The sequence below is a fragment of the Gracilibacillus salinarum genome (assembly GCF_022919575.1).
In the GTDB taxonomy this organism is placed as follows: Bacteria; Bacillota; Bacilli; order Bacillales; family Amphibacillaceae; genus Gracilibacillus; species Gracilibacillus salinarum.
In genome coordinates this window covers 1,573,605-1,585,710 of the sequence record NZ_CP095071.1, presented here as the reverse complement: position 1 = coordinate 1,585,710, position 12,106 = coordinate 1,573,605, and the positions used below count along the sequence as shown (strand labels likewise).

7 protein-coding genes are annotated in these 12,106 nt (G+C 39.9%); 4 read left to right on the top strand and 3 right to left on the bottom strand.

The window, feature by feature from the left end:
- Positions 1-283 precede the first annotated feature (283 nt).
- The 4 genes from MUN87_RS07590 to MUN87_RS07575 all read left to right on the top strand — a co-directional run bounded on the left by MUN87_RS07590 (position 284) and on the right by MUN87_RS07575 (position 8,310).
- On the top strand, positions 284-745 hold the full coding sequence (locus MUN87_RS07590) for a flavin reductase family protein (protein WP_244747102.1): 462 nt from the start codon (positions 284-286) through the stop codon (positions 743-745).
- Between the two features lie 20 nt (positions 746-765).
- Entirely contained in the window at positions 766-1,248 is a 483-nt protein-coding gene (locus MUN87_RS07585) for a DUF1189 domain-containing protein (RefSeq protein WP_244747101.1), read from the top strand.
- Between the two features lie 10 nt (positions 1,249-1,258).
- Positions 1,259-1,798 (top strand): NUDIX hydrolase, encoded by a 540-nt coding sequence (locus tag MUN87_RS07580; RefSeq protein ID WP_244747100.1) that lies wholly within the window; start codon positions 1,259-1,261, stop codon positions 1,796-1,798.
- A gap of 518 nt (positions 1,799-2,316) precedes the next feature.
- Positions 2,317-8,310, top strand: a complete 5,994-nt coding sequence (locus MUN87_RS07575; RefSeq protein ID WP_244747099.1) for a lamin tail domain-containing protein — start codon at positions 2,317-2,319, stop codon at positions 8,308-8,310.
- A gap of 785 nt (positions 8,311-9,095) precedes the next feature.
- On the opposite strand, the gene tnpC is transcribed toward MUN87_RS07575, so the two are convergent.
- From tnpC to MUN87_RS07560, 3 genes are all read right to left on the bottom strand, one after another.
- Positions 9,096-10,673 carry an IS66 family transposase gene (tnpC, locus tag MUN87_RS07570; protein ID WP_244747098.1) on the bottom strand — a complete coding sequence of 526 codons (1,578 nt, stop codon included), beginning with the start codon at positions 10,671-10,673 and terminating at the stop codon, positions 9,096-9,098.
- 69 nt (positions 10,674-10,742) lie between these two features.
- Positions 10,743-11,093 (bottom strand): IS66 family insertion sequence element accessory protein TnpB, encoded by a 351-nt coding sequence (gene tnpB, locus MUN87_RS07565; RefSeq protein WP_244747097.1) that lies wholly within the window; start codon positions 11,091-11,093, stop codon positions 10,743-10,745.
- A gap of 87 nt (positions 11,094-11,180) precedes the next feature.
- A complete protein-coding gene (locus MUN87_RS07560; RefSeq protein WP_244715049.1) occupies positions 11,181-12,083 on the bottom strand; it encodes an ArsR/SmtB family transcription factor in 903 nt (300 codons plus the stop codon).
- Between the last annotated feature and the right edge of the window lie 23 nt (positions 12,084-12,106).

The following is a 12,106-nucleotide window of genomic DNA, read 5'->3' as shown; positions in this document are numbered from 1 at the left end:
TGACCACTAAGCTGCTAGTTAACATAATCCATATTATAGGAAGTTGTTTATTAATGAAGTCAATTAGGTCTGGGCGGGTTATGCCCCGTTATCTCCTATTAGGATAGCACGAAATGTTGGGAAGTGAAGAAGTCTGATATAGAGACAATAAGTGTCACAAGTAGAAGAAATCAGCGGTTCTCTAATTTTGTAAACTTCCTAAGCCGCTAAACTGAGAATCTATGTTAAAATATGAAAGACATCACATATTCTCAGATAGCTAGTCAGACAAGGAGGTATTTCGATGGGAAAACAAGAATTTCGTAAAGCAATGGGGAAGTTTGCTACAGGGATTACCATTGTCACATCAGAATTTGGTGATGATGTTCATGGTATGACAGTCAATGCTTTTATGTCGGTATCCTTGGATCCGCAATTAATTACCATTTCTTTGGACCATAAAACCAACTTCTATAAAAACGCCGATAAAATTAAACGCATTGGTGTGAGTATACTGCGTGAGGAACAACAGGACGTTTCCATGATTTTTGCTAAACAGCTTGATCAATATTTTGATGATTTCACGAGACTCGATGGTATTCCGGTTATTAACAATGCACTCACTACATTAGCGTGTACAGTTGTGAACAATGTTGAAGCAGGAGACCATTTATTGCTGATTGCAGAAGTAGATGATATCAAGGTCGACGAAGGAAAACCAATTCTTTATTATAATAGTGGTTATCAGCGAATCGCAGAAGACTAGAAAGGTAACGAGTGAAAACAATGGGAATCTTATCAATTTTACGCAAAAGTGCAATCTTACCTAAAAAAGATGCGTTGTTCTGGCTGAATCGCGTCAGCATGAGAGATACGCTCGTTTATCTTTTTTTATTATTTTTTATTGTTTTTTTACCGAATGTTATTATTATGATCGCGGGCTATGAACAAGGGTATTCACAGGTTTCCTATAGTCAGTATTTGCTTCAGATCATCGTGTTTTATCCATTCTTTATGATGTTTTTAGTCGTTACAAGCATTTCGGCACTAGCGCTAGGCTCGCTGTTATTTCGCTGGATACTGCAACGGAAATTAGCGTATCAGCAGTTGTGGAAAATGACAGCATTCGCTTTATTATGGCCATTGCTCAGTTATCAAGTGCTCTACTTTATTTCGAAAGAACCGACGCTTGCTTTTCTCTTATGTGCAATACTTTTGTATATTATTGTCGTTAAGATGATTCTGAACTATCCAAAAAGAAAGAAATGAGGGAACTGCCTTGGCAAATAATGATTGGAAGATTAATCAAAGCACAACCACTCAGGTAGATCGGTTTAAGATTACCATTGATGAAGTGCTACTTGCTAATCAACAAACACATCAATTTTCTTATGTTCAATTTCGGGATGGTGTCTGTATTCTTGCTATAACGGAAGATGACCATGTCCTCATGCTGAAACAATATCGTCATCCTCTTCATTCCATTGAATTGGAATTTCCGGCTGGTATGATCGAGGAAGAGGAAGATCCGCTAATGGCAGCAAAAAGGGAATTGTTAGAGGAAACCGGCTATCAGTCCAATCAGTGGATTGCATTGGATTATTTTTATCCATCCGCTGGCTCGACAACGGAAAAGATCCATCTCTTCTTAGCTACGGATACGGTACGAATAGCGGAACAGGAATTGGAAGAATTAGAAGAGATTGAGCTGGAAAAAGTACCAATTGATCAATTTTACCAACTCGTCGAAAATGGGCAATTCCGACACGGAGCAGGACTCGCCTGCTGGGCACGATATTTGAGTATGGTGCGGAATTAAACAGTGAATAATGAAATTCAGAAAAAGAACCGGGCTTACATTCGCCCGGTTCTTTTTCTGAAAGCAGGAAAGTTTAAAAGCGCATTCACAGCAGTAATCATATGGAACATGAAGTTGAGTTCCTATAATATGGATTATGTAAACTAGCCATCGCTAGCCAAGCATCCATACTGAGATATTTAATGTGCTAGGATACCGCTCCGGCCAACCACTCCGTGCCCACAGGACGTGGAGCCTATTTCCGGAGCTTTACTAGTTAATGAAATCTATCAACATTACCACAATTTCAGACAGTTCTACTTTACATAATTTCATATTACAGCGATAGAAGGTATATGTTTACGAATAGCAAGAGATACTATCTAAAGTAATTTATATTAACATTAAATCGGGGCATTTCCGCAAATTTCGCTAAGTTCTATGTATAAATTTAACATAAGTTTACAAATGTTTTAACTTTGATTAATATTCATCTCCTATAGTTAATAGTGTACAAAAAAAGGAGGGAATAATGAATAATGGATCAAGGTCTTACAAGAAAGGTGTCTATTATACTTATATTCTTTTTAATATTCACCAACGTTTTCAGTTGCATACCAATCGCGAAGGCGAGTACGGAGCAAGTCCAGGTCGAACGTACAGATGAGCAAGTAACGGAAGATCAATCAGAAACAACGCCGAACAAAGAGGCTGAAGCTGTTGGAGAAGAACAAGAGAATAATGAACCTTCTGTTGCTGACTCAAAAGATTCAACAACAGAAAAAAGTGCAAAAACAGTAAACAAAGAAGAGAAAGTGACAAACGAAAATAAGGAAACTCCCCAATCAAGTGACAACCATACAAATCATGAAGCTTCCGATAACAAAGCAATAACCGAGGAAAAAGCCGAATCTACCACAGAGTCCACAGAGGAAAATGCTGCACAATCAGAAAATCCTGAAAAAGCCAATCAAGATGAAACGGTTACTAAACAAGCAAATAAGAATGAAAATCAGGTCACTAAAGAGGAAAAAACGAACGAAGTTCCAGTCGATACGATGGATTTTCAAACACTACCGGAACTCTTAATCACAGAAATAATGCCAAATAATAGTGGAACCGATCAATTTGAATATTTTGAAGTGTACAATAATAGTGATCAGACCGTGATGCTCGATTATTATACGATTGCACTACGGTATACAAACGAAGATACACCTGATAATCCGTTTACCTTCTCGGATGTCAGTATTTCACCCGGTCAAACACTCCTATTCTGGAATAATAATCATCATTTGACCATTGACCAGTTTAATGAACACTATCAAACAGATTTAACAGCCGACGATATAGTGATGTACAAAGGGACTAATCTTTACAATAATGGCCAACGAGGAATTGCATTAAAAGACGGAGAGGAAGATATAGTATCTGTCAGCTATTTAGCCGAGGATATAGCTTCTGGTAAAGTTGTAAATTATCAATATTCACCGGAGTCGACTGAAATGCTGAAGTATCAGAAGGTACAAGCACCGACACCTGGAACGATAGAATCTGCTCAGGTACCGGAACAAAAAGTGACCGTTGCGGAACATCAAGCACCTGTGATCGAACATACTCCTGTATCAGAAGCTGAACAAAGGCATGCACTGTCCATCGAAGCGAGTATAACCGATGATCAGGATAAGAGCGATGCTACATTATATTATCGAACTACGGGTGAGCCGACGTTTCAACAAATCAGTTTAGAATCAGAGGAAGATAATCGTTATTTAGCTGCAATCGAAGCGGAAAAGGTTACAGAAGGTGTTTTAGATTATTATATTTCTGTCACCGATTCCAATCACAGAGTGAGGATGCCGGAAGAAAAAGGACAAACTTTTCAAATGATGGTGGAATCAACTGAAGAAACAGAAGAAGATTTTCAAAACTATCCTCCACTATTAATCACAGAGATCTCACCCAATACTTCTGGTGGCGGAACCGATTACTTTGAATATTTCGAGCTTTATAACAATACGGATTCAACGTTATCTTTAAATCAATACGCCCAAATTTATTATTATACCGATTCAGGTAAAGAAGTATCCTTTCAAGTTCCATCTGTAGAAATGGATTCGAAGGAAATGCTCGTTTTTTGGAATAACAATGGCAATCATACATTGGCCGATTTTAATCAGCAATTTGCTACGAATTTATCGGAACAACAGGTGATCGAAGTGACTGATGAGAAGTTTCCAGGATTCTCTAATGGTGGAGAACGTGCTTTGATTATACGTGATGTCGATAATGAACAGGTAGTTTATGCCGATTATTTAGGTGAAGATAATGATAATAATGGTGGTGTCATCCAATACAAATATCCGAATCAAGGTACGGAGATGGCAAAGTGGGAATCATTAGCGAAAGCAACACCAGGTACAGTGAAAAAGCAACAAGTACCTGCCAATGTAGTAGAAGTAGCAGATAAAGAAGAAGACACGAACGCACTGGAAATTTCGCATGAACCTGTATCGTCGGCCGAAGCTTTTTCACCGGTTACTATTAAAGCAGCGATTTCTGACGATGAGGCGATCCCAAATGCGACCTTATATGTTAAAAATGCAACAACTGCTTATAAAAGCTTTGCAATGGAATCAAGTGCTACAGAACCAAATCAATATACAGCAACCATTCCCGGAGAACTGCTGGAAGGGGATGTGACCTATTATATTGAGGCTTCAGATGGCAGCAACCAAGAAACGACAGATGAATTTACGATTGCCGTACAGCAGCAAGAGGTAGATACGGAATCCTTACCTCCATTGCTCGTAACAGAGGTTGTTCCTGATTCTACTAATGTGGGCTCTGCGGATGGCTATGAGTATATAGAAGTCTACAATAATACGAATCAGCCTATTCCATTTGAACATTATAAACTGCAATATCGATATGGGACAGACCCTGAAAGTGATATTACCTGGCCATCTATTCCAGATAATCTAGTGATTCCAGCAGGTGAAACCCTTGTCTTTTGGATCATTAATGGTCAAAATAATGACAAAACAGTAGCAGATTTTAATGCGAATTATGGTTCTCAACTGGAAGAAGCCATCAATATCGTCCGGATAGAATCTGCAGGTATGGCCAATGGCAGCATGAGAGGATTAATTGTTGCTTCCAATGTTGGCAAAGAGCATGCCGTCGCCTATTATAACGATGAAGAAACAAATGACGATACAACGGCCAATAAAGGAATTGTCTATAAGTTTCCAACAGACAGTTCGAATCAAATGGAAAAAATAAGCTCCAACGAAAAAGATGCAACACCTGGTATGGTAGAAGCTTATCAAATTCCGTCTCAACCTGTATCTGTAGAAACAGACCAAACTGAGCCACAAATAAAGGACATTACCTATTTGGACTCTGTAACACAAACGGATGATTTGGATATAAAAGCAGAAGCTTCTGATCAAGAGGAACTTAAAACCGTTGCTGTCTATTATCGAACAGACGATGAAGCATTTAAAAAAGCTTTATTAGAAGAAGGCGACGAACAAGCTAAGTTTTCGCACCGCATTTATGCTCCGGAAATGATCGGTAAAAAAAGTGTTGATTATTATTTCGAAGCATCAGATGGAACGAATCTTGTTAAAACGGAAGTCAAAACGGTGACAATCGAAAATGATTTGGATACACGGCCAGTCCGTTTAAATGTTCAAGAGAATCAGGTTTTATCAAATACCTTCGTGTTAAAAGGGACTTCGACGACTGGTCAGCCAGATAATGTGCGAATGAAGATTGATGGTAACCAAGTAGAAAAGGATTTTCAAGCTGTTGAACATACTGCTTATTTGGCTTTTGAAGTAAGCGGTGTGAATACCTATTTCCAGAATGGTGTAACAATCGGCGACCAGGTTATTACGATTTTTGATGATTGGATTGCCCAGTGGGAAACGATTACTGTCCCTATAGATCCTTCCCATTTTGAAGTTGGCGACAATACCATTACAATCAGAGCAGGTAATAAAGCAAGTCCTTGGGAAGGTGATCCTGGCGAAAACCGTGATGACTACAATTTGCGTAATGTTCGCTTAGTTTTGGCAGATGGTACCGTGTTGACTGACGCAAATCATCAAGATCCAGAGCAAGTAATAGATATGGGAGACGATGGAACAGATCGGGTAGCAGAAGATTTTATCTTTACTGTTTCAGAAGAACATGCCCAATCTTTTGCATATGAATGGGATACTACAGAAGTAGCAGATGGTGAACATCAGATAGAAGTTGCTGATTCCAATCAGTCGTTAATGACTAAAGTACTTGTTGATAATACGGCTCCAATGATCAAAACGACGATTGAAAATAATCAAAGCTACAAAGGTGCGTTCACGATTGACGCCACGATAACGGATGAAGTAGCAGGAGTTGAAACGATCCGAACGATGCTCGACGGAAATGACATTACGCTACCATATGAAGCATCTACTGGAACATTGACACCAGGAGAACATGTGTTATCGGTCACAGCAACAGATAAAGCCGGAAATACGACGAATCGGGAAGTTACCTTTTTTACAGAGGATGAAAATCCAAACGATCCAACTGATGAATCAGTGATTGCAGATGGTGATCCCAAGCTGAAGGTTCGTGTCGAAGACCCTACTGGAGATAAAGTAGATGTCGGATTCTATCAAGGATATCAGTATACACCAGCAGATACAGACAATGTTACGTCTTATCTAGGTGCTGCACCGACAGAACCGCCGAATACGAATGATACATCAGATGCGAAAAAATTAGGCACAGCAGATATCGCATCGGTTTCAAAAAAAGATGGCGACTATTTAATAACAAATCATACAACAGCATTTCCATACCATCGTTTTGATGTCACGCTTGATGAGAGCATTGATGATAATGATACTGTTGAATTAGCTTGGACGGGACATTCATTAGAAGGTAGAAAAGTATCAATGTATGCCTGGAATGTCGAGACAGCACAGTGGGATTTGATTGATTATAAAATTGCTGGAGAAACAGACTTTGATTTGAAAGGGACGGTCAAGGTTTCATCTTACAGTGAAGATCATCAAATTCAAGTCATGATTCAAGATGAAATTCCTTCAACTAATGAGGAATATGATTATACGTTTGCCTGGTTGTCTGACACCCAGTATTATTCAGAGAGTTATCCTCATATTTATGATCGTCAAACGGATTGGATTGTCGAGAAACAAGAGGAAATGAAAATTGAGTATGTATTCCATAGTGGTGATTTGGTAGATGAAGCAGATAAGGAAGAACAATGGCTGAATGCAGATGGCTCAATGAAAAAATTAGACGATGCCAACATTCCATATGGAGTCCTTGCAGGGAATCATGATGTATTGCAAAAAACCGAAGATTACACAGAGTATTACAAATACTTTGGTGAAGACCGTTTTGCAGATGAATCCTATTATGGTGGCTCTTATTTAAACAATCGTGGACATTATGATCTTATTTCAGCTGGCGGCAATGACTATATCATGGTTTATCTAGGTTGGGGTATCGATGATGATGGTATTGCATGGGTCAATCAAGTGTTAAGTGAACATCCAGACCGAACAGCGATCTTAACATTCCATGAATATTTGCAAGCAACGGGAACAAGACATCCATTAGGGGAAAAAATATATCAGGAAGTAGTACTGCCAAATGAGAATGTCATAGCAGTTCTGTCTGGCCACTATCATGAAGCACAAACGTTAGTCGATGATATTGATGACGATGGTGATGGAGAAACAGATCGTCAAGTATACCAGATGTTAGCTGATTATCAAGCAGGTCCTGAAGGTGGACAAGGCTATATGCGGTTATTGCATTTTGATACGGATAATAATCGGGTACTGGTCAATACGTATTCCCCTTATTTAGATGATTATAATTATTATGATACAGACGAATATCCGAATAAGGATGAATTTGTGATTAATTTAGATTTAGAAGCAAAAGAGAAACAAGTAGCCACAGATTATTTTGCGGTTAATGTGTATACCGATAATGAAATTGATACGGTAGAAGATGTTGAAAGTGGTCAAACAGCGGAGGTAACTTGGACTGGGTTAACAGAAGGAGAACAATATTTCTGGTATGTCAATCTGAAAGATGGCTATACAGGCAGCACTCGTTCTTCCATATTCAGCTTTGTAAGAGGGGAGGATACTGGTGGTGAGATTGAACCAGAGCCAGATCCTGATACAGATCCTGATCCGGACCCAGATCCCGAACCAGAACCAGATACAGATCCTATTCCTGACCCGGATGACAATGGCGGGAATGATAACGGTGAGAGGGAACAAGAAGATCAACAGGACGCGAATGAAACAGATGATCGTGACGACAACGAACAAACAGAAATAGATACTGGCAGCGATTCCGGTTCTAACACAATTACCCCCTCCATGCCAGAAACAGCAACAAATATCTATAACTATCTCGTATTCAGCACTTTGCTGCTGATGATAGGAACAGCCTTACTCTGGCTGACAAGAAGAACGACAAAAGCATAACAAGAAAAACTGGTCCTAAATGAACCCACCGATTCACATTAGGACCAGTTTTTTTCCTCAGTCAAGATAGTATAAAAGTGCAGTCACAGCAGTAATCATATGGAACATGAAGTTTAGTTACTATAATATGGATTATGTAAACTAGCCGCTTTATGCTTAGTGGTAATTTTGAAATGATTCATGTCCTGCGGGGCACGGCTGAAGCTAGGCTACTACTAGAATTGCTTCTCTGCTGCCTTGCACCGAGGAAGCCTACTTCGAAGCGTTACTAGTAGACACAGGTGCAGACGTTGTGTATCTTCAGCGCCTGCCTGTCCCGCGGGAGTCTCCGTGGTTGGCCTACGCTAGGGATCAATGCTCTACAACTTTTGTAATTGCTAGCATATTGATTGCACCATAAATATCTGCTTTTGAATAACATTATGCCTAGAACCACTGCTTCTAGCTGTTCCATGCGTTGTAGAACTTCCTTAAGCGTAGCCTATTTCCGGAGCTTTGCTAAGCAGATCAAAAAAACAAAATGACCATTCTGCCATACAGCCCTAGTTTACATAATCCGGCAGTATAGCTAGTTGTATATAGTTTGTTAGTTAGGACTAGTTGGCCTTTTCCGATTTTTCTTCTACTTGGTACATACTAAAGTTTCCAACGGTAATAAAAAAGAAACCAAATGATTGATTTGGCTTCTTTTTGCTACTTATTGTCATACGATTAAATGTAAGCGCCCAATACTCAAGTATATAGAAAAATACCCAACACTGAGCTAAACTTAGACTTGAGATAGGTTAGCGAATGTGTTGGGTATGTTCATTTCGTTTCAGTTTCCTATTTTTTTGGCAGCGAGCTTGTACTGTCGGATGCCATGGCAAATAAGCTTCCAATTTCCCAGAATCGGCAAGGATATCTCGGTTTGGTAGTTCTTCAAGTAAATATGTAATATAGGTTTCCGGAATCAGGTTGTTTTGTTTCGCTGTTTCGATGAGACTCATGATAACGGCTGCTGCCTTTGCTCCTTCAAAGGTAGCGCTAAACAACCAATTTTTCCGACCTGTCACGAAAGCTTTCATCGCACGTTCTGCTCGATTGTTATCAAGCACTAATCGATCATCTTTTAATACCGTGCGGAAAGTAGCTTCATATTTCAGTGCATACTCAATGGCCGTTCCTAATTTACTGCCAGAGAGGACGGGTTGTGCACGCAACCAATCGAAGAAGTTATCCATTTCTGGTTGAAGGACTTCTTCTCGCTTTTTCAGCCGATCGTTCGGTGATAGCGATTCCCACGATCGTTCATATCGAAAGAACCGATCACAAGCTTCTACCCCTTGTCGACTTACCGCATCGGCCGGACAATCTTTCGGCATCGCTTCCCAGAATTTACGGCGTACATGCGCCCAACAGCCAGCTAATTCTGTCTTCTCTAAGGCTTGATAAGCGGACCACATATCACAATGGACATACCCCTTATAATGGGAAAGGAAGTCTTTGGCGACATGCGATCCCCGACTTGCATCATGATGATAAAGGGTGATGGGGTGCTCGCTATGTTTACCACTTAAAAAAGTCCAGTAATACGTCTTTTTTGTATCACTTTCCAATACGCGATAAGAGGTTTCATCCGCATGTAAGATATCTTGTTCCACCAGCTTTTCTTTTAATACCTGATAAAACGGTTCTAAGTAATATTGAGAGACTTTGATATGCCAGTTGGTAATATGTTGTCGCGTAATCGGTAGCCCCATCCGATGCCAATCCTCTTCTTGGCGGTACGCGGGTACTTTTAACGAAAATTTCTGATGAATGGTTTGGGCAATAATAGAGGCAGAACCCAAGCTATTATCCATCGGGGCTTTCGGAACAGGCGCTTTGACAATCTTATCAGTCATTCCTTTTTGAGAACAACCCTCACATTTATAGGCGTGTTGGTAGTGGACATGCCGGTTGAGCTCAGCTGGGATATAGACCAGTTCTTCTCGCACGGGATAACTTCCTATCTCTTTCATGGTTGTCTCACAAGTTGGGCATGCACAAGCATCCCCAACCAGTTCATGATGAACAGGATGTTCCGAAAATTGATGTAAAATAGTTTGTTTTCTGCCTTTAGACTTTTTTCGATGATATGTAATGGTTTCCTTTTCTTCTTCCAAGGGGACCGGTGCTTCCGGTGCGTCAAATAACGAAAGCTGGTTATCATCTGTGGGAATGGATTCTTTTGACTTTCCAAATAGCTTTTGCGTTAAGTACTCTGCTTGTTCACGCAACAATTTCATCTCATTCGCTTGATGAGCGAGTTGAGCCGTTAATTGGTCTATTTGTTTCGCTTGCGCTTGGATGACTTGCGTTAAAGCATCGACGGAACTCATACACGTTTCTCCCTCTTTCCATTGATACGTATAGTATATCAAAGGAAAGGAAACAAGGCGACCCAAACGTTAATAAAAGACACGGTTAGACGCCTCTTTTATCGGTGGATCTATAGCGAAGCCTCGCAGTAGCCAATCCACTTGTTGGGCCGTTAATGATCTCGCTTCTCTTATGGTTCGAGGCCATTTTAATTGGCCGTTCTCAAACCGCTTATACAGTAACCAAAAACCCTCCCCATCCCAATAGAGTGCTTTAAAGCGATCTTGTTTGTTCCCACAAAAGAAAAACAAAGCATCCTGGAATGGATCTAAGTCAAACTGTGATTGGACGGTATAAGCTAATGAATCAATGCCATAGCGCATATCCGTTTTACCACATACGATATAACATCTTTTCGCATCCTCTACATTTACAATCAATCCAAAACCTCCTATACAATTGTCTTAAGATAAGTGTATAGGAGAATGATTGGTTCTTATAGATACTTCGTTATTGGGCGCTTACGATTAAATGTAATACAATTTAAAGTTAATATCCTGATCATGGTTACCGAATTCGCGGCCAAATAATGTGACACCGCCAATGTTTTCGGCATCTTCTTTTACTTCTACACGAAACTTCCAGCCCTCGGAAGACGTATCTAAATCATGGATCGTGATATCTGACATTGGTTCACCATCCATATAGGTACCGTGTGACGTAATCCGGATGGTTTTTAACAAACCATATTGATTAAGATTATGCGGCCACCAGTCCGGATTATATTTTCCTCTGGTATCGGCAAAATCTCCTGGGCTTTGCCATGTACCCAGTTCCATATCATTCAGCGTGAAGGTGATATCAGATGGCCAAACCTCATTGGAAAATGGGAACTCAGATGATATTTCAAAGCTGATATCCATTTGTTGCAACTGATCCTCTTCATTCAAATAATTAGGCGTTTTATATTCGAGAAAACCTTGCGTAAACCACAGGATGCGTGCATCCATCCGTTGTGGGTCCATGAAAAATTTCGTCTGGTCTACAGGTCCGATGAAATCCTTCGTCGTTGCTAAGCCGCATGTAGGAACAACGTGATAGTCTGTATAGTGACCGACCGGAATCGCTGTCTCGTATGTAGCAAAGGAATGATAAATCTTTTTTGGGAAATTGATTTCAATATGGTCTACTTTTAAAATCGAGATTCGCTGCAGACCAGATTTACCTGGGATTTTTTCTGTTCGGATAATACCAGCTCGTTCTAATTTCTCAATATGTTTCGTAACAATCGGACTACTGATCCCCAATGCACTGGAAAGATCTTTGATATTCATTTTGTTCTTTGATAATAACTGGATGATTTCCAGTCTGACTTGACTAGCTAATGCTTCATATACGGGTAAGGATGATTGATCTATTTCTAATTGCATAAGTATCACCAACTACTTTCTAC